Annotated in this window: 15 protein-coding genes; 7 read left to right on the plus strand and 8 right to left on the minus strand. The window is 72.1% G+C overall.

Annotated features, from left to right (window positions below; all coding sequences use genetic code 11):
• Positions 1-503 precede the first annotated feature (503 nt).
• The gene (locus ACFVGW_RS21400) at positions 504-953 is read left to right on the plus strand and encodes a PTS glucose transporter subunit IIA (RefSeq protein ID WP_352191523.1); all 450 of its coding nucleotides are present in this window, start codon (positions 504-506) and stop codon (positions 951-953) included.
• Between the two features lie 83 nt (positions 954-1,036).
• Positions 1,037-2,707 carry a phosphoenolpyruvate--protein phosphotransferase gene (gene ptsP / locus ACFVGW_RS21405; RefSeq protein WP_385853129.1) on the plus strand — a complete coding sequence of 557 codons (1,671 nt, stop codon included), beginning with the start codon at positions 1,037-1,039 and terminating at the stop codon, positions 2,705-2,707.
• Between the two features lie 70 nt (positions 2,708-2,777).
• Here the strand turns inward: ptsP and ACFVGW_RS21410 are convergent, their stop codons facing one another.
• The gene (locus tag ACFVGW_RS21410; RefSeq protein WP_385853130.1) at positions 2,778-3,674 is read right to left on the minus strand and encodes a hypothetical protein; all 897 of its coding nucleotides are present in this window, start codon (positions 3,672-3,674) and stop codon (positions 2,778-2,780) included.
• Positions 3,675-3,696: 22 nt separating this feature from the next.
• On the minus strand, positions 3,697-4,980 hold the full coding sequence (locus tag ACFVGW_RS21415) for an MFS transporter (RefSeq protein WP_385853131.1): 1,284 nt from the start codon (positions 4,978-4,980) through the stop codon (positions 3,697-3,699).
• Between the two features lie 47 nt (positions 4,981-5,027).
• Between ACFVGW_RS21415 and ACFVGW_RS21420 the strand changes: the two genes are divergently transcribed.
• Positions 5,028-6,347, plus strand: a complete 1,320-nt coding sequence (locus ACFVGW_RS21420) for an aminotransferase class I/II-fold pyridoxal phosphate-dependent enzyme (RefSeq protein ID WP_385853132.1) — start codon at positions 5,028-5,030, stop codon at positions 6,345-6,347.
• A gap of 73 nt (positions 6,348-6,420) precedes the next feature.
• Here ACFVGW_RS21420 and ACFVGW_RS21425 read toward each other — a convergent pair whose 3' ends face one another.
• Positions 6,421-8,394, minus strand: coding sequence for an acetoacetate--CoA ligase (locus tag ACFVGW_RS21425; RefSeq protein WP_385853133.1), 1,974 nt, complete (start codon positions 8,392-8,394; stop codon positions 6,421-6,423).
• Between the two features lie 217 nt (positions 8,395-8,611).
• Here ACFVGW_RS21425 and ACFVGW_RS21430 point away from each other — a divergent pair, with 217 nt between their 5' ends.
• On the plus strand, positions 8,612-10,966 hold the full coding sequence (locus ACFVGW_RS21430; protein WP_385853134.1) for a TIM-barrel domain-containing protein: 2,355 nt from the start codon (positions 8,612-8,614) through the stop codon (positions 10,964-10,966).
• 132 nt (positions 10,967-11,098) lie between these two features.
• On the opposite strand, the gene ACFVGW_RS21435 is transcribed toward ACFVGW_RS21430, so the two are convergent.
• Positions 11,099-11,659, minus strand: a complete 561-nt coding sequence (locus tag ACFVGW_RS21435) for an NUDIX domain-containing protein (protein ID WP_385853135.1) — start codon at positions 11,657-11,659, stop codon at positions 11,099-11,101.
• Between ACFVGW_RS21435 and ACFVGW_RS21440 the strand changes: the two genes are divergently transcribed.
• From ACFVGW_RS21440 to ACFVGW_RS21450, 3 genes are all read left to right on the plus strand, one after another.
• Positions 11,658-12,467 (plus strand): M15 family metallopeptidase, encoded by an 810-nt coding sequence (locus tag ACFVGW_RS21440; RefSeq protein WP_385853136.1) that lies wholly within the window; start codon positions 11,658-11,660, stop codon positions 12,465-12,467. The two genes, ACFVGW_RS21435 and ACFVGW_RS21440, sit on opposite strands and share 2 nt — an antisense overlap.
• 167 nt (positions 12,468-12,634) lie before the next feature.
• Entirely contained in the window at positions 12,635-13,165 is a 531-nt protein-coding gene (locus tag ACFVGW_RS21445) for a Zn-ribbon domain-containing OB-fold protein (protein ID WP_385853137.1), read from the plus strand.
• Positions 13,162-14,349 carry a lipid-transfer protein gene (locus tag ACFVGW_RS21450; protein ID WP_383225885.1) on the plus strand — a complete coding sequence of 396 codons (1,188 nt, stop codon included), beginning with the start codon at positions 13,162-13,164 and terminating at the stop codon, positions 14,347-14,349. Before ACFVGW_RS21445 ends, ACFVGW_RS21450 begins: the two co-directional genes overlap by 4 nt.
• Positions 14,350-14,426: 77 nt before the next feature.
• Here ACFVGW_RS21450 and ACFVGW_RS21455 read toward each other — a convergent pair whose 3' ends face one another.
• The 4 genes from ACFVGW_RS21455 to ACFVGW_RS21470 are packed head-to-tail and all read right to left on the minus strand — an operon-like array spanning position 14,427 to position 18,900.
• Positions 14,427-15,029, minus strand: coding sequence for an ATP/GTP-binding protein (locus ACFVGW_RS21455; protein ID WP_352191512.1), 603 nt, complete (start codon positions 15,027-15,029; stop codon positions 14,427-14,429).
• Complete coding sequence (locus ACFVGW_RS21460) at positions 15,010-15,552, minus strand: DUF742 domain-containing protein (protein WP_385853138.1); 543 nt, start codon at positions 15,550-15,552, stop codon at positions 15,010-15,012. Before ACFVGW_RS21460 ends, ACFVGW_RS21455 begins: the two co-directional genes overlap by 20 nt.
• A gap of 13 nt (positions 15,553-15,565) precedes the next feature.
• The gene (locus tag ACFVGW_RS21465) at positions 15,566-16,006 is read right to left on the minus strand and encodes a roadblock/LC7 domain-containing protein (RefSeq protein ID WP_383291348.1); all 441 of its coding nucleotides are present in this window, start codon (positions 16,004-16,006) and stop codon (positions 15,566-15,568) included.
• Positions 16,003-18,900, minus strand: coding sequence for a nitrate- and nitrite sensing domain-containing protein (locus tag ACFVGW_RS21470; RefSeq protein ID WP_385853139.1), 2,898 nt, complete (start codon positions 18,898-18,900; stop codon positions 16,003-16,005). The genes ACFVGW_RS21465 and ACFVGW_RS21470 overlap by 4 nt, the downstream gene beginning before the upstream one ends.
• Positions 18,901-19,194: the final 294 nt, after the last annotated feature.

The raw sequence follows: 19,194 nt of genomic DNA on the forward strand, positions 1-19,194 counted from the left end.
TTTGGCACGCTGTTGAGTTCTCAAGGAACGGACGCTTCCTTCGTACTCACCCTCTCGGGCTTTCCTCCGGGCTTTTCCCTTCGGTCTTTCGTGTTCCCAGCTTAGCAGATCCGTTTTCCGTTTCTGCCACCCGCTGGAGCGGGCTGCCGTTTCGGGAATTTGCTTTTCGCGCTTTCCCTTGCGGCGGGGTCAAACACTACCAGGCTTTTTCGCTCCCCCTGACCACTCCCCTGCGGGCATGCAGAGGTGTAGACCACTGGGGTTAGGATCTGGCTTGATAGGTGCTGCCGACCCACGACTCAAAGTCGCGTTGGGGTCAGGCAGGAGTACGACAGTACATCCCACCGTCAGTAGAGGCAAATCGTTTCCGGCTAGTCCTAGGTCCGCCAACTGGTACGTCTCGTGCGGAACCTGGACTTCTCATGACATACGCTTCTGAACAGTACGCCGTCCAGGACAGGCAGTGACGGCGCCACACCATCTCCGCCCCTGGGAGGCTTCCCATGACAACCGTGACGTCGCCGCTTGCTGGACGCGCCATCGGTCTCGCCGCAGTACCCGACCCCGTCTTCTCCGGCGCGATGGTCGGTCCCGGCACCGCCATCGACCCCGTACGTGAGCCGTCCGAAGCCGTGTCGCCGGTCGACGGCGTCATCGTCTCTCTGCACCCGCACGCGTTCGTCGTCGTCGACAGCGAGGGACACGGGGTGCTGACGCACCTCGGCATCGACACCGTTCAGCTCAACGGGCAGGGCTTCGAGCTGCTCGTGAGCAAGGGCGACACCGTGACGCGGGGACAGGCCGTCGTCCGTTGGAACCCCGCCGAGGTCGAGGCCGCCGGCAAGTCCCCGATCTGCCCCGTCGTGGCCCTGGAGGCCACGGCCGACTCCCTCTCCGATGTCGTCGACAGCGGCGACGTGAAGGCCGACGACCAGCTCTTCGGCTGGAACTGAGGTCGGCGTCGTCCTCGTGACGACCACGAGTTCGACATTCATCGCGGCGGCCGGGTGCCGCCGCTCTATCGGAGACGGGTGAGATGGAGACAACGCTGCGAGGCGTCGGCGTCAGCCACGGAGTGGCGATCGGCGAGGTCCGGCACATGGGTACGGCGGTTCTCGAGCCGCCGGCCAAGCAGATTTCCGCCGGGGAGGCGGAGCGCGAACAGGGGCGCGCCCGCCAGGCCGTGGAGGCTGTGGCCGCCGACCTCATCGCGCGCGGCAATCTGGCCGGCGGTGAGGCTCAGCATGTGCTGGAGGCCCAGGCGATGATCGCCCAGGACCCCGAGCTCATCGCCGACGTCGACCGCCGGATCGCGGTCGGCAGCACCGCGGAGCGCGGTATCTACGACGCGTTCTCCCACTACCGCGAGCTGCTCGCGGGTGCGGGTGAGTACATGGCCGGGCGTGTGGCCGACCTGGACGACGTGCGGAACCGTATCGTCGCGCGTCTGCTCGGTGTGCCGATGCCGGGTGTGCCGGACAGCGACGAGCCGTACGTGCTGATCGCGCGGGACCTGGCTCCCGCGGACACGGCGCTGCTCGACCCGGCGCTCGTGCTCGGCTTCGTGACCGAGGAGGGCGGGCCGACCAGCCACAGCGCGATCCTCGCGCGGGCGCTCGGTGTGCCGGCCGTGGTGGCCCTGCCGGGTGCGGGCGAGATCGGTGAGGGCACGGTCATCGCGGTGGACGGTTCCACCGGTGAGCTCTTCGTGGACCCCACGGAGGAGCGGAAGGCGCGGCTGACCGAGGCTGCCGCGGCGCGCAAGGCCGCGCTGGCCGCGTCCAGTGGTCCGGGCGCGACCTCGGACGGGCACAAGGTGCCGCTTCTCGCCAACGTCGGTGGTCCCGCGGACGTACCGGCCGCGGTGGAGGCCGGTGCGGAGGGTGTCGGTCTGTTCCGTACGGAGTTCCTCTTCCTGGATGACAGCAAGAAGGCTCCTTCGGAGGAGAAGCAGGTCGAGGCGTACCGCAAGGTGCTCGAGGCCTTCCCCGAGGGCCGGGTCGTCGTGCGGGTGCTGGACGCCGGTGCGGACAAGCCGCTCGACTTCCTGACGCCGGCGGACGAGCCGAACCCGGCGCTGGGCGTGCGGGGTCTGCGGTCGCTGCTGGACCACCCGGAGGTGCTGCGGACGCAGCTGACCGCGCTGGCGAAGGCCGTCGAGGGTCTGCCGGTGTACCTCGAGGTCATGGCGCCGATGGTGGCCGACCGTACGGATGCGAAGGCGTTCGCCGACGCGTGCCGTGAGGCGGGGCTGCAGGCGAAGTTCGGTGCGATGGTGGAGATCCCCTCCGCCGCTCTGCGGGCTCGTTCGATCCTGCAGGAGGTGGAGTTCCTGTCGCTCGGTACCAACGACCTGGCGCAGTACACCTTCGCCGCCGACCGTCAGGTCGGTGCGGTGTCGCGGCTGCAGGATCCGTGGCAGCCGGCGCTGCTCGACCTGGTGGCGCTGTCCGCCGAGGCGGCCAAGGCCGAGGGCAAGAGCTGTGGTGTCTGTGGTGAGGCCGCTTCGGATCCGCTGCTGGCCTGTGTGCTGACGGGTCTGGGTGTCACCTCTCTGTCGATGGGTGCCGCGTCCATCCCCTATGTGCGGGCGACGCTCGCGAAGTACACGCTGGCTCAGTGCGAGCGGGCCGCTGCCGCGGCTCGGGCCGCCGACACGGCCGAGGAGGCCCGGGTGGCCGCGCAGGCGGTGCTGTCCGGGGAGTGATCCCGGTTCGTTCGTAGGCAGCTGTTGGAGGGGCTTCCCGTCACGGATGTGGCGGGGAGCCCCTTCCGCGTCAGTGGTGGGAGGGCCAGTCGTCCTCGTCGGGGGTGAGGGCGAAGCCGGCTCGGTAGTCGACGCCGGGCTCCGGGGCGATCGGCTCCCCGGTGAGGGCGTCGGTGCAGTAGGCGCTGAAGACCTCGGCTTCGGTGAGGGGTTGGAGGCTCCCTGCGGTGAGGCGCCAGCCGTGAAGGCGGTCGGGCGTTCCCGGGCTCGTGGTGCGCAGGACCACTCCCCCGGAGCTGTCGAGGGCGATGCCGGCGGCGAGGACGGTGGCGAACTCGGCTGCTTCCCCGCTGTCGAGGTGGGCGGGTCCGTCTCCGTCGCGGGTCGCATGGACCACGGCGAGGAGGTGTTCGTCGTCCGCGGGAACGCTGCAGACGATGTGGTGGCTGCCGGGCCCTGCGGCGTCGAGGAGCCGGGTGAGGAGGCGTGCGGCGTGGGAGAACGCGGCACGGCCGATGTCCTTTCCGCAGGTGGCGCAGTCTCCGGCGTCGGCGAGGAGTGTGGAGGCGTACTCCCATGTGGCGTGGCGGAGGGTGGTGTCGATGAGGGTGGGGACGAGGGTGGTCATGGGTTGTCCGGTGTAGGCGACAAGGGCGCCTGCGGCGGCCAGTCCGGCGGTGTAGCGGCTGCGGCTGGCGGGGCGGTCGGGGTCGATGCCGGTGTCCTCGCAGTAGGCCGCGTACTCCTCGGGGTCGAAGAGGGCGACCGTGGTGTGTCCGCCCTGGGTGGCGAGGGCTTTGAGGAGGCCTTCGACCTGGCGGAGGTAGGCCGCGTGGTCGTCGAAGGCGAAGGTGGCGTACCGGCGCATGGCGGTGAAGTCGTCGGCGTCGGCGAGGAGGCCGACAGTGCTGGGGACTTCGCGGCGCAGGGCGCGGCGCATGGATGTGGTGGTGCCGAGTTTGGTCATGTCTCCCCCTGGGCGCTGTCGATCAGTGCTCACTCACCGTAGTCGTCGGCACTGACAGTGACGGCTTGGCGAGGCGTCGGCGGGTGACGCGGTGCTGTGCGGCGCCCGCGGCGACGAGGCCGAGGCCGAGGAGCGGCCAGGCGAGGGCGCCGACGGAGATGACGCCGGCGACGAGGAGGGGACCGGCGAAGCGCTGGCTGGACTGGGCGAGCCCGTGGACGCCGAGGTAGGCGCCCTGCGCTTCTGCCGGAGCGAGGGCGACGGAGAGTTCCCAGGAGGCGGTCGCGTGGATGATCTCGGCGAAGGTGAAGGCGATGACGGCGGCGACGAGTGCCGTGATGGCGAGGGCGCTGCCGCCGGCGGCCGAGGCGGCGAGGGCGAGGGTGCCGGCGAAGAGAAGGCCGGCGAGGGGGACGAGGAGGCGCCGGGCGGCCGGGGTGGTGGCGCCGAAGCGGGCGAGCGGGACCTGGAAGAGGACGACCAGGACGGTGTTGAGCACGAGCAGCAGCGGCGCCAGCCCGACGGGGGCGGTGGTGGCGTGGACGATCCAGAGGGGGACGGCGACCTGGAGGATCGTGTCGTCGAGGAAGAGGGCGGCGTCGGTGGCCGTGTAGGCGAGGAAGGTGCGGTCGCGCCACGGGCTCGCGGGCCGGGCGGGGGTGCGGTCTTCGGCGGCTCGGGAGGTGGCGGCGATGCGTGAGGGGGCGGGGGGTTCGGCGCAGCGCAGGGTGAGGGCGGCGATGACGAGGTAGGTGACGACGTTGCCGACGAGGAGCAGGGCGTAGGCGCGGGTGCTGCCGGTGGCGAGTGCGGCGGCGGCGCCGAGGCCGCCGATGGACCAGCCGATGTTGACGGTGGTGCGCTGGATGGCCTGGTAGCGGACGCGGTCGGGCCCGGCCTGGCGGGCCGCGTACAGCTTGATGAGGACGCTGCCGGCGCGGTCGGGGAGGGCGCCGAGGGCGGAGTAGAGCGTCAGCAGGAGGAAGTTGTCGGTGGTGAGGAGGGCGAGGAGGGCGCCGCCGCGCATGAGCTGGGCGCCGACGATGAGCCGGACGAGGGGGAAGCGGTCGGCGAGGCGGCCGGCGATCGGGGCGCCCGCGATGCCGACGCCGCCGGAGACGGTCATGAGGAGGCCGACCTGGCCGAGGCCGAGGCCGGAGACGTAGGTGAAGTAGAGGACGGTGCAGCCGGCCCAGAGGCCGGTGCCGGTCTTGTCGATGATGCTCACGAGGAGCATGCGGCGGCCGTCGCGGCCGCCGGGTATGCGCTTGAGAACGGTGTCGTGCCATGAAGTCCGGCGGCTCACTCGGTTCCCCCTTGACCAGAGTTTTGTATTGATACATAGTTCAGTACGTGGCAACACAATATTCGATTCAAGGGACGACGGCCAAGGGGATTGCCGCGTCCGTCGAGCGCGGCGTGACGGAGGGCGAGCTCGCTCCGGGCCTCGCGCTGCCTCCCGTACGGCGGCTCGCGGACGAGCTGGGGGTCAGCGCCGGCACGGTCGCGACGGCGTACAAGGAGCTGCGGCGGCGAGGCCTGGTGGTCACGCGCGGTCGGGGCGGCACGGTGGTCGCGGAGGCGGCCTCGGCCGCCTCGCGGCGACCGCCGAAGGTCCCGCCGGGCCTGGTGGACCTCGCCAGCGGCCTGCCCGACCCCGCCTTCCTGCCGGTCCTGCGCCCCCCTTCCGAGATCCGCCCGGTGTACGGCTCGCATCGCGCCGTTCCCCGGCTCACGGCCCTCGAAGAGCTGACCGGCGGCTGGTTCGCCCGCGACGGCGTGCCGGCGGAGCGGGTGACGTTCGCCCACGGGGCGCTCGACTGCATCGCCCGGCTGCTCTCCGTCGAGCTGCGGCCGGGGGACGCGGTGGCCGTGGAGGATCCCGGGTTCCACCATCTCCTCGACCTGGTGACGGCCTTGGGGCTGAGGATGGTGCCGGTCGCCGTGGACGAAGAGGGTGTGACGCCGGAGGCCCTTCGGACGGCGCTGCGGGCCGGGGTACGGGCGTTGGTCTGCAGCCCGCGCGCGCAGTGCCCGACCGGGGCGTCGTTCTCGATCGCGCGACGGGACGAACTGGCCGCGATGTTGCGGGAGTTCCCCGAGGTCCTGGTCGTCGAGGACGACTACGACGTGCAGATCGCCGGCCCTGAGGCGCCCACGCTGGCCGCCGCGGGACTGGAACGATGGGCGCAGGTGCGGACGGTCTCCAAGCGGCTGGGCATCGACCTGCGGTGGGCGGGGCTCGCAGGAGACCCGGTGACGCTCTCGCGGCACGACGGCCGGATGCTCATGACCTCGGGCTGGGTCAGCCACATCCTTCAGGAGACGGTCGTCGGACTGCTCTCCGACCCGGCGGTCGCCCGGCTGGTGGCGGCCGGGGAGGCCGCGTACACGGAGCGGCGGCGGGCGCTGATCGGGGCGCTCGGCTCGTACGGCATCCGGTCCGTCGGCGCGAACGGGCTCAATGTGTGGGTGCCCGTCCGGGACGAGTCGGCGGTGGTCAACGGGCTGCGGACGCGCGGGTGGTGGGTCGCCGCCGGGGCACGTTTCCGGATCGCGTCACCGACCGCGGTGCGGATCACGACGGCGGCCCTGGACGTGCCGGCCGCGCGGCGGCTGGCCTCCGACTTCGCGGAGGTGCTGGGAGAGGCACAGGCGACGTACGAGGGCTAGGGGCGCCGGGACGGGGGCACGGGGGCACGGCGGAGGGAGACGGGCCGCTGGGCCCCTCCCCCCGCCGGGCGTCTCACTCGGCGGCCCGCTTGCGGGCGACCTCCTCGTAGAAGTGCAGCAGGTCGAGGTTGTCGACCGAGCCCGGGTTGACCGCCTTGGCCATCGGGGTGCCCTGGAGGAGCCGCTTGACGGGGACCTCGATGCGCTTGCCCGTGAGGGTGTGGGGGACGCCGGGCACCTCGATGATGTCGTCGGGGACGTGGCGCGGGGAGAGTTCGGTGCGGATCGTCTGCTTGATGCGGCCGATGAGCGCCTCGTCCAGGGTCGCGCCGTCCGCGAGGTGGACGAAGAGCGGCATCCAGTAGCCGCCGTCGGGCTCTTCGAGGCCGATGACAAGGGATTCGCGGATCTCCGGGAGGCGTTCGACGGCCTCGTAGATGTCGGCGCTGCCCATCCGGACGCCCTGCCGGTTCAGGGTGGAGTCGGAACGGCCGTGGATGACGACCGAGCCGTGGTCGGTGATCGTGATCCAGTCGCCGTGGCGCCAGACGCCCGGGAACATCTCGAAGTAGCTGTCGCGGTAGCGGCTGCCGTCCGGGTCGTTCCAGAAGCGGATCGGCATGGAGGGCATCGGGTTGGTGACGACGAGTTCGCCGACCTCGCCGATCAGCGGCTTGCCGGAGGGGTCCCAGGACTGGAGGTCCGTGCCGAGGCCGGCCGCCTGGAGCTCGCCGATGTGCACCGGGAGGGTCGGGACCGCTCCCGCGAAGCAGGAGCAGACGTCCGTGCCGCCGCTCACCGAGGCGATCCAGAGGTCCTCGCGCACCTCGTCGTGGAGCCAGCGGAAGCCGTCGGGAGGGAGCGGGGAGCCGGTGGTCGCGACGCACTTGATCGCCGAGAGGTCGAAGTCGCGGCCCGGGTGGACGTCCGCCTTGGCGCACGCCATGACGTACGCGGCGGAGGTGCCGTACAGCGTCGCCCGGGTCCGCTCGGCGACGCGCCACTGGGCGCCGGTGTCGGGGTAGCCGGGGCTGCCGTCGTAGATGACGACCGTGGTGCCCGTGAGCAGGCCGGAGACGAGGAAGTTCCACATCATCCAGCCCGTGGAGGTGTACCAGAAGAACACATCCTCGGGGCCGAGGTCGCAGTGCAGCCCCAGCTGCTTCAGGTGCTCGACGAGGATGCCGCCCTGGGACTGCACGATGGCCTTGGGCAGACCGGTGGTGCCGGAGGAGTACAGCACCCACAGGGGGTGGGAGAAGTCGAGCTGTTCGAAGACCGGCTCCACATCGGCCGCCGTCAGGTCGGCCCAGGCCAGCGCCCCTTCGGGGGCCTCGGTGCCGAGGAGCGGGATGTGGACCACGGCGCGGAGCGTCGGAAGCTCGGCGCGCAGCTCGGCCACGGTGTCGCGCCGGTCGTGCTCCTTGCCGCCGTAGCGGTAGCCGTCGACGGTGAACAGGACGACCGGCTCGACCTGCTGGAAGCGGTCCAGGACGCTGCGCGCGCCGAAGTCGGGTGCGCAGGAGGTCCAGACACCGCCGACGGCGGCCGTGGCGAGGAGGGCGACGACGGCCTCGGGGATGTTGGGCAGGTATCCGCTGACGCGGTCGCCCGGCCGTACGCCGAGGGCGCGCAGCTCGGCGGCGAGGGAGCCGACCTGGCGGCGCAGCTCGGCCCAGGTGGTCGGGCGCGGTTCATGTGTCTCGTCCACATGAAGCAGGGCCGTGTCGTGGGGGCGCTCCTCGGCGGCGCGCAGGGCGTGCTCGGCGTAGTTGAGGGTGGCTCCGGGGAACCACTCGGCGCCGGGCATCGACCGGTCGCCCAGGACGCGCTCGTACGGCGTGGAGAAGCGGATGTCGAACCACTCGGCGACGGCCTGCCAGAACGACTCCAGCTCGTCGACCGACCACCGGTGCAGGGCCGGGTAACCGCCCTCCGACGGGGCTCCGTGGCGCTCGGCGGCCCAGGCCTGGAAACGGGTGACCGCGGCGGCGGCGATGCGTTCCTCGTCCGGCTGCCAGAGCGGCTCGGTGTGCGCTGATGTCATGGGGCGGCTCTCCCTGGGCGTTACGCGGGTCTGCGTGTGTCGCGCGCACGTGCTGGGGTGTGCGCGTGACGCGGCTGACAGGGACGATGCCATGTGATCGTCGTTCGCACCAGGGTTCCCCGCCCATGGTCGGACCACTGAATATGTGCTCCCACCACGGGTGAACGGCAGTTGAACGAACCGCGCACGGGCCCTGGCGAATGGCAGGGTGAGCTGCATGGACGGTCGTGAGCTGGTGCGTTCGGTGAGGGTGTTCGGATCGGTGCAGGGGTTGCGGGCGGTGCGTTCGGCGTGGCGGCAGCGTCGGACCGATGCGTGGGGGTTGCCGCCGAGAGGAGCGGAGCGGGCCCGGGTGCCGGGGCCGGTGGGCGAGGCGAAGCCCATGCCGGGCGGGGGGATCGTCCGGTTCGCCCGTTCGGAGCTGCGGATCCAGGTGTCGGCCGGGGGCACGGTCTTCTGGGGATGGGACGGGGCCGAGCCGCTTCCTTCGTACGCGTTGACCGGCGAGGCGCCGGAGCCGGACCCTCGGGCCGAGCTGGAGCCGGACACCGACGGCGGCTGGCGGGTGGTGTCGGAGCGGGTGACGGTCGCGGTGTCCCGGCACGGGGCGGTGGAGATCCGTACGCCCGGTGGGGTGGTGCTGCGCCGGGATCTGCCGCCGCGCTGGTGGGAGCCGGTGTCGGGGGGACCCGCGCGGTGGGTGCAGCGCAGTGAGGTGCCGGCGGACGCGCGGTTCTTCGGTCTCGGCGGGCGGGCGGCGGGGCCGCGCCTGCGGGACGGTACGTACCGGCTGTGGAACACCGATCCCAAGGGGAGCTTCCAGCCCGGCGACGATCCGCTGTACATCACGATGCCGGTGCAGTTCGTCGTCGCGGACGCGGGGACGCATCTGGCGTTCCACGACAACTCCTGGGACGGCCACGTGACCCTCACCGAAGGTGAGGAGGGGGCCGGGTCCGGACACGACCGGCCGGGGACGTGCGAGGTCCGGATGAGCGGCGGGCCGCTGCGCTGCTGGGTGGTGGTCGGTACCCCCGCGCGCGTGCTCCACGGCTGGGCGGCCCTGACGGGCGCTCCGGCGCTCCCGCCGTCCTGGGCGCTGGGTCCGCAGCACGCGAGGTGGGGGTTCGGCAGCGCGCGGGAGGTACGGCGGGTGGTGGACGGGTACCGCGAGCGGGGCCTGCCGCTGTCCGTGCTGCATCTGGACATCGACCACTACGACGCGCACCGGGTGTTCACGGTGGACCGCGAGAGGTTTCCCGATCTGCCGGGGCTCGCGGAGGAGCTGCGGGAGCGGGGCGTACGGCTGGTGTCGATCGTCGATCCGGCGGTGAAGGCGGAGCCGGGGAACGCCGTGTACGACTCCGGGGCGGCGGCCGGGGCGTTCGTCCGCGACGCCCGGGGCGACGAGGTCCACGGGGTGGTCTGGCCGGGTGAGTGCGTCTACCCCGACTTCACGGACGCGGCCGTACGGGAGTGGTGGGGCGGGCTGTACGAGGAGCGGCTCGCGCAGGGCTTCTCGGGCGTCTGGCACGACATGAACGAGCCGGTCTCCTTCTCCCCCTTCGGGGACCAGACGCTGCCGCGCTCGGCCCGGCACGTCCTCGACGGGCGGGGCGGGGACCACCGCGAGGCGCACAACGTGTACGGGCTGACCATGGCGCGGGCCGGCTACGAAGGGCTGCGCCGGCTGCGGCCACAGGAGCGGCCCTTCCTCTTCTCCCGTTCGGGGTGGGCGGGCATGCAGCGGTACGGCGGGACCTGGTCGGGCGACGTGTCGAGCGGGTGGCCCGGGCTGCGGGCGTCCCTCTCGCTGGTCCTGGGCCTCGGCCTGTGCGGGGTGCCGTACTCGGGGCCGGACGTGGGCGGCTTCGACGGCAGCCCGTCGCCCGAACTGTTCCTGCGCTGGTTCCAGCTGGGGGCGTGGATGCCGCTGTTCCGTACCCACGCGGCGATCGACGCGGGGCGCCGCGAGCCGTGGGAGTTCGGTCCGGAGACGCTGGAGCACGCGCGCGTGGCGCTCACGGAGCGGGAGCGGATGCGGCCCTACTTCGTCACCCTCTCCCAGCTCGCCCGGCTGACCGGGGCGCCGTACATCCGGCCCGTGTGGTGGGGCGCGCCGGAGGACCGGGCGCTGCGGGACTGCGAGGACGCCTTCCTGGTGGGCGACGCGCTGCTGGTCGCACCGGTGCTCTCGCGGGGCGCCGACCGGCGGGCGGTACGGCTGCCGCGCGGGCGCTGGTACGACACGTCGACGGGGCAGGCGTACGACGGGCCGGGGCAGGTCCTGCTCGATGCCCCGCTCTCCCGTATCCCGGTGCTCGCGCGAGCGGGGGCGGTGCTTCCCGTCCAGGGGGAGGACGGAGAGCTGGAGTTGGAGGTGTGGGCTCCGGCCGCCGGGCGGACCGGCGGTGGGCTCGTCGTACGGGACACCGGCGACGGGTGGGAGGCCGGCGAGATCGAGCGGTACGCGTCGCGGCTCGTGGGCGGCCGGGTGGTGGTGGAGCGGGTGACGGACGAGGGGTCGGTCGAGGTGGGGCTTCCGGTGCGGGTGCGGGGGCTGAAGGGGTAGGGACGGCGACCGGCGACCGGCGACCGGACCGGATTTCGGATCACGGATGTTGGATCACGGATATTGGATGTTGGATGTTGGATCCAACATCCGTGATCCGGTGTCCGGGATCCGATGCCCGGAGCCGCCCCGTCAGGCGTACGCCCCGGCGAACCAGCGCCGTACCGCCTCCGTGTGCAAGGGGAACGCCAACGCCGTCGGCGCGCGGAGGACGTGCCAGCCGGTCGTCTCGTCCGTGGGGGCCGAGGCCGGGAGTCCGGCGACCGGACGGGGCGGGAGGAGTCCGAAGAGCAGCAGATGCCCGCCCGGGGAGCTGAGCGCGTCGGCGAGCCGGACGTCCTCGGCCGCCGCCTCGATACCGGTCTCCTCGCGCAGTTCGCGGACGACGGCGGCCCGCCAGTCCTCGGCGTGGTCGATGAAGCCGCCGGGCAGGGCGACCCCGCCCCGGGCGGGCTCGATGGTGCGGGTGATGACGACGAGGCCGCCCTCCCGGTCGTCGGTCACGGGGAGCAGAGTGACGGCGACGGGCAGCGGGTTGCGGTAGGCGACGGCGCCGCACGCGGCGCAGGAGCGGGGCCAGCCGGCGGCCTCGGCGTATCGGGTGCCGCAGCTGGAGCAGTAGGAGTCCTTCACGTCAGGACCGTACGCGATCACCCTTTCCCGCGCCCCGTGAACCTGATAGACGGTGCACATGACAGGACTTGCTTCCGTTCTCCGTGGACTCGCCGTGTCGGCGGCCGCCGGTCTGCTGGCCGCCACCGCCGCCGTACCGTCCGCGCAGGCCAGACCGGAGCCGAAGGCGCCCGAGGAGTTCGTGGCGCTGAGTTCGGTGGACCGGACGATCATTCAGGAGATGCGCTACACCACGGAGCACAACTTCGTGGGCGAGCCGGTCGACGGCTATCGGCAGCCGCTCTGCATTCTGACGCGTCCCGCCGCCGAGGCGCTGCACCGCGCGCAGGTGGAACTCCTCGCGCGGGGCTATTCGCTGAAGGTCTACGACTGCTACCGGCCTCAGCGCGCTGTCGACCACTTCGTGCGGTGGGCTCAGGATCTGGCCGACGAGCGGATGAAGAAGGAGTTCTATCCACGAGTCGACAAGTCGAGGCTGTTCGAGGACGGTTACATCGCCGAGAAGTCCGGGCACAGCCGTGGTTCGACCCTCGACGTGACGATCGTACGGCTGCCTGCCGCGCGCACCCGCCCCTACGTGCCGGGCGAGAAGCTCGTGGACTGCGCCGCCCCACGGGACGAGCGGTTCCCCGACAACTCCGTCGACATGGGTACGGGCTTCGACTGCTTCGACACGCTCTCGCACACCGACGACCCGCGGATCCAAGGCGTCCAACGTGCCAACCGGCAGTTGCTGAAGGGGACGCTGGCCGAGCAGGGCTTCGTGAATCTGCCCGAGGAGTGGTGGCACTTCACCTTCAAGCCCGAGCCGTTCCCCGGCACCTTCTTCAACTTCCCGGTGGCGCGAAGGTCGGTGGCCGGGCACTGAGACCCCGAGGGTGACGGGCGGCCGGGACCACCCCCGTGGGTCCCGGCCGCCCGTTCCGTACGTAGGGACGCGATAAAGGTCCGTACGGTTCTCAGCGCGCGGCATCCATGGCAAACTTTCTGACGTTTCGTCAGATTAGGGTGGTCTCGGGGTCGGGGAGGACCGTCGTGGCACGGACGCGCAGGCCGGTGGTGGCCGGATGGTTCACGGACGACGTGGGCGGTGACGGCGGTGACGGCGGTGACGCACGCTGCCCTGACGGAACCGGCGGGGAGAGCGGGTTCCGGCTCCTCGGCACCCGATGCACGGCCTGCGCCTCGGTCTTCTTCCCGCGCGAGGACACCTGGTGCCGCAATCCCGGTTGCCCCGGCGGGGGCGAGCTCGTCGAGACCCCGCTCTCGCGGCGGGGCCGCGTGTGGTCGTTCACCGACGGCCGCTACCGCCCGCCGGCGCCCTATGTCTCCGACCCGGACGCGCCCTGGGACCCGTACACCCTGATCGCGGTCGAGCTGGAGGCCGAGGCGATGGTGGTGCTCGGTCAGGGTGCGCCGGGGGTGCGGACCGGCGATCTCGCCGTGGGCATGGAGGTCGAGCTGGTGCCGGGCGTTCTGGACGAGGACGACGAGCACACGTGGACCACCTGGCACTGGCGGCCGGTCCACGCGCGCGTGGCGGACGGGACGGAGGGGCGGTCATGAACGACATCGCCGTGCTGGGTGCCGGAATGCACCCCTGGGGCAAGTGGGGCCGCAGCTTCGTCGAGTACGGGACGGCGGCGGCGCGTGCCGCGCTCGCGGACGCCGGGCTCGACTGGCGGGACGTCGGTTCCGTGGTCGGCGCGAACACGATGCGATGCGGGTATCCGGGCTACGTGGCGGGAGCGACGTTCGCGCAGGCGCTCGGCTGGCAGGGGGCGCGCGTCACCAGTGTGTACGCGGCCTGTGCCTCCGGTGCACAGGCCGTCTCCACCGCACGCGCGCAGATCCTGGCCGGCCTGGCGGACGTCGTCCTCGTCGTCGGCGCGGACTCGGCCCCCAAGGGCTTCTTCGCCCCCGCGGGCGGTGAGCGGCCCGACGACCCCGACTGGCTCCGCTTCCGGGTCCTCGGGGCGACCAACCCCGCGTACTTCGCGCTCTATGCCCGCCGCCGCATGGCTCTGTACGGGGACACCGTCGACGACTTCGCCCAGGTGAAGGTGAAGAACGCGGCGGCGGGGGCCCTCAATCCGCTGGCGCGCTACCGCAAGGCGGTGAGCGTCGACGAGGTCGCGGCCTCGGCCGTCGTCGCCGATCCGCTGCGGCTGCTGGACATCTGCGCGACCTCGGACGGGGGCGCGGCGCTGGTGCTCTCCAGCATGGAATTCGCCCGCCGCCACGGGCACCGGGACCCCGTCCGTGTCCGGGCCGTCTCCACCGTCACACCGACGTACCCGAAGGCGGTGCTCGACCTTCCCGACATCGCCACCGACTCGGCGGCCACCGTCTCCCCCGCACCCCACTCGTTCCGCGCGTCGATCGCACGCGCCGCATACGAGGAGGCGGGGATCGGACCCGAGGACCTGTCCCTCGCGGAGGTGTACGACCTGTCCACGGCGCTGGAACTGGAGTGGTACGAGGACATCGGCCTGTGCGGGGCCGGCGAGGGCGCCAAGCTCGTACGGGAGGGGGTCACGGCCCTCGGTGGGCGCGTCCCGGTCAACACCAGCGGCGGTCTGGGGTCGTTCGGCGAGGCCGTTCCCGCCCAGGCCGTGGCACAGGTCTGCGAGCTGACCTGGCAGTTGCGCGGCACGGCGGGAGACCGGCAGGTACCCGGGGCGCGGGTCGGGATCACCGCGAACCAGGGCCTGTTCGGGCACGGATCGGCGGTCGTGGCGGTGCGCTGAGACAGCGGCACCGCCGCCCTGCCGCCAGGTGTGTCAGGTGCCAGGCGTGTCCGGTGCCAGGTGTCAGGTGGCAGGTGTCAGGTGGTCACGGGTGCTCCGTGGTCCGCGAGGACCAGGGCGTGCTGCACGACGGCCACGAGCACGTTCTTCACCGACTCCCGGTCGCGGGCGTCGCACATCAGGAGCTCGACCTCGGGGTCGAGGTCGAGAGCCCCGCGCACCGTCTCCGCGGGGAACCGCTGCGCGCCCTCGAAGCAGTTGACCGCGACCGTGAACGGGATGCCGCGCCGTTCGAAGTAGTCGATCGCCGCGAAGCTGTCCTCCAGGCGCCGGGTGTCCGCCAGCACGATCGCTCCGAGCGCGCCCTGGGCCAGTTCGTCCCAGAGGAACCAGAAGCGGTCCTGGCCGGGCGTGCCGAACAGGTAGAGGACGAGGTCCTCGCGGAGCGTGATCCGGCCGAAGTCCATGGCGACCGTGGTGGTCGACTTGTTCTCCACCCCGTGCAGATCGTCGACGGGCCGGCCGGCCTCGCTGAGGATCTCCTCGGTGCGCAGCGGACGGATCTCGCTGACTGCGCCGACCAGAGTCGTCTTGCCCACCCCGAAGCCGCCCGCGACCAGGATCTTCAAGGTCACCGGTTCGACGAACGGCTTGGTGCGGCTAGAGCGCCCGAAGGCCATTGATCACCTCGCGGAGAATGCTCACGTCCGGCAGCTCGGCCGGCGGAACGGGGCGGGTCACATGGACGAGTTCGTCCTCGACGAGGTCTCCGACGAGGACGCGGACGACACCGACCGGGAGGTCGAGTCCGGCGGCGAGTTCGGCGATCGACTGGGGCGTTTCCGAGCAGCGCTCGACGATCTCCACGTGTTCCGGGGAGAGCGTCTGGTCGCGGCCGGGGTCGTCGGCGGCCGGTTCGGGCACCACCACGGCGATCAGGTCGAGACGGTGCCGGGTGGCGGCGCTGGTCCGGCCGCGGGTCATCGCGTACGGACGGACCACCGGCCCGGCCTCGTCGTCGAACCAGTGGTGGGCCGGCTGCGGCGCCTGGTCCCAGGAGTCCGCGGCACGGGTGGCTTCGGCGGTGCCCCCGGCCGTGAGCTGCCCGGCGGTGTGCTGCCCGGCGGTGTGCTGCCCGGCCGGGCGCGCGGCCGCACCTTCGATCGCGCCCTCGGTCGTGCCCTCGGTCGTGCCCTCAGTCATGGAGTCCCCCCACTCACCCTCCGGTGGACAGCCCGGAGCGAGGCGCCGTCCCCAGATGGATGCCGACCCGCTTCACCATCAGCGTCATCTCGTAGGCGACCTGGCCGACGTCGGAGTCGGCGTCCGCCAGCACGGCCAGGCAGCTGCCGTCGCCCGCGGCCGTGACGAAGAGGAACGCCTCCTCCAGTTCCACGACGGTCTGGCGGACCTTGCCCGCCTCGAAGTGGCGGCCGACGCCCTTGGCGAGGCTGTGGAAGCCGGAGGCGACGGCGGCCAGGTGCTCGCCGTCCTCCCGGGTCAGGTCCGCGGAGGCGCCGGTGGAGAGTCCGTCGCTGGAGAGCACCAGGGCCTTGCGGATGGATCCGACCCGCTGGACCAGCTCGTCGAGGAGCCAGTTCAACTCGCCGTTGCCGTCTCCGGAGGTGTGGGTTGCTGCGGCGTTCGGTGCGGTCATCGACCGTCCCCCTCGGGTGTCGTTCCTGGTGCTGTGGTCTCGGCGTTCTGCTGTCGTCCGCGCTGCCAGCCGCGCTGCATCGATGCCATGCGGTTGCGCACTTCCTCTGCGTCTCGCTCGAAGTCTGTGGCTGCCGGGGCGGCGGAGCCCGCGGTCGCCTCGGTGTCGGTGCGGTCGCCCGTGCCGCGCAGCTGCGGCGCGAGGCTCGCCTGGCGGACCCGGCGGGGCAGCCCCCCGAACGGCGCGGGGCCGTCCGACGACACGGGCCCCACGGGCGGTACGGGACCGGCACCGGCACGGCCGGGCGGTATGGCACCGGCGGGCGGTACGGGACCCCCCGGCGGTACGGAGCCCGCACCGGCGGGCGGCACCTGACCGGCCGGCGGTACCGGGCCGGCGGGCGATACCGGGCCGGCGGGCGGCACGGGCACCAGGGTGGGCGGGGTGCCCGGGACCGGTGTCTCGCCGTCCTGGGCGGAGTTCGGGTGGGCCCGGCCCGGCTCGTCGACCCGGCGGCCGTGGTCCACGACCAGCGTGGGCGGACGGCGCCGGGGCAGCGGCACGGGGCCGCCCCGGTCATGGGCCCGGCCGGACGACTGGTCCGCGGCCTGCTGGTGCTGCTCGCCGCCCGGGGCGGGAGCGAGACCGCGACGCTGGCCACGGGGCCGGAAGAGGCCGCCGCGCTCGCTCTCGGTGTCCTCCAGGTCCGCGGCGGACGGGCCGATCAGGTCGTCGAAGCCGACGGTGCCCAGGGGCGCTTCGAGTTCGACGGGACCGTCGAGAGGCGCGTCCAGCGCGTCGTCGAGCGGCCCGTCGAGGAGCGAGGAGCCCGCGGAGCGCCGGGAGCCGCCGGCCGTGGACGCCCCGCCCGGCACCTTGGTGAGCGCGGGGCGGCGGCCCGGCTGGTCGGCCGTGCCGCTCGGCCGGCCCTGCGGTCCGCGCTCCAGGGACCGGGCCGTGGACGACCGGTCCAGACGGAAACCCGCGCCTTCGGTCTCGGGGGCGTCGGTGAGCAGGGCGGCCGGAATGAAGACGACCGCCGTGGTCCCTCCGTACGGCGACGGCTGGAGCGAGACCCGGACGTTCTGGCGCTGGGCGAGCCGGCTGACCACGAAGAGGCCGAGGCGGTCGGTGTCGGAGAGCTCGAACTCGGGGGTCTCGGCGAGGCGGAGATTGGCGTCGAGCAGCAGGTCGGGGTTCATGCCGAGGCCGCGGTCGTGGATCTCCAGGGTGAAGCCGTTGGCGACCCGCTCGCCGAGGACCTGCACGGCGGTGTGCGGGGGCGAGAACACGGTGGCGTTCTCGAGGAGTTCGGCGATGAGGTGGGTGAGGTCGGCTACGGCGGGGCCGCCGACGCCGAGCCGGGGCAGCCGGCGGACCTCGATCCGCTCGTAGTCCTCGACCTCGGCCACGGCTGCGCGCACCACGTCCATGAGCTGCACGGGCTTGCGCCACTGGCGGGAGGGCGCGGCGCCGGAGAGGATCACCAGGCCCTCGGCGTGACGGCGCATGCGGGTGGTCATGTGGTCGAGACGGAACAGATCGGCCAGTTCCTCGGTGTCCTCGGTGCGCCGTTCCATCGTGTCGAGCAGCGTCAACTGGCGGTGCAGCAGGACCTGGTTGCGGCGCGCGAGGTTGACGAACACCTCGGAGACACCGCGGCGGAGCTCGGACTGCTTGACGGCGGCCTCGACGGCGGCGCGCTGGAGGGTGTTGAGGGCCTGGCCGACCTGGCCGACCTCGTCGTCCTCGTACCGCAGATGCGGTACCTCGGTCTCGACGTCGACGAGTTCCCCGGCCGCGAGCCGGCGCATCACGCTGGGCAGGCGTACGCCGGAGACCTCCTGGGCCTCCTTGCGGAGCCGGCGCAGGTCGCGTACGAGGGCCCGGCCGATACGGACGGAGACGACGACGGAGACGAGCAGGGCGAGGAAGCCGAGGACGCCGGCGACACCGGCCTTGAGCAGCACGCTGTAGGCGGCGGGCTGGACGCGGTCCTGGTAGCGGTCGCCCGCGGCGGTGTTCTCACGCGCGAGGTCGTCGAGGACCGGGGTGGCCCACTGCTCCCACCTCTTGGCGGTGACGACGCGCGGGTCCTGGGTGGGTCCCGCCGCGATCAGGTCCTCCTCGGCCCGGCGCAGCGTCTGGGTACTGGGGCTCCCCCAGTACCTCTCGAACCTCTCGCGCTCGGCGGCGGGAAGGATCTCGAGGTTCATGTCGTAGAAGAGGTCGCGCTGGGCGATGAGATCGGCGACCCGCCGCAGCTCCTCTGCCGTGATGCGCTCGGAGATGAGTGCGGAGACGACGAGCGCGTCCTCGCGCGCGAGCATCTCGCGGCCGCGGGTGACGCCGACGAGGGCCCGGCCCTGCTTGTCCATCTCCACGTTCTCGAGCGCGTGGAGGGTGGTGAGGAAGCTGTAGCAGGGGTCGACCAGACGGTTGTAGAAGTCGAGCGCCTGGATGCGGCCGATGCTGCGGTTCTCCACGGAGCGGCGCAGCGCGTCGAGGCCGTCGAGCGCGGTGAGCAGGGAGTCGAGACGCTGCGCGGCGACGGGCCGCATCTCGCCCCGTACGCCGGAATCGGCGGCGTTCCGCCGGATCAGCTCGATCTGACGGTCGGTCGACTCCCGCTGGGTGCGCAGCGTGGTGAGGGCGTCCGAGGCACGGGGGTCGGCGAGGTAGACCAGCGACTGGCGGCGTTCCTTCTGGAGGACGCGCGCGGTGTCCTCGATCGGGTAGCCGACCTTGTCGACGATGTACCCGACGTCGAGGAGCTGGTCGGCCTCACGGCTGGTGAGGACGGTCGCGAAGCCCCAGAGCCCGGTGAGGGAGAGGAGCGGTACGAGCAGCAACGCCACGATCTTCCGGCGGATGGACTTCCCGCGAAAGCGCATGGCCTCCCCCAGTTCGGCCGGCCTCCGCCCGGCGCGGAGGTCCTCCCTTTGCGACGCGCGGCGTCAACACACAGCGTCAACACATGGCGTCAACCATCAGCTTCAACAAACGGCGGCGCGAGCCTACTACTGCATCACAGCCAACTCGAAGGCGCATCTGGGCGATTTTCAGCCTCCCGAGTGAGTGTTGATCAGGAGATGTCCTGGTATTCGGGGAGTTGGTCTTCGGGAGTGTGGCGCAGGACACTCGGCCGAGGGTGCGTACGGCCGTTATGGGGATGGCTGGAAGTGTTC

This window comes from Streptomyces sp. NPDC127129, assembly GCF_042671585.1.
Lineage (GTDB): Bacteria > Actinomycetota > Actinomycetes > Streptomycetales > Streptomycetaceae > Streptomyces.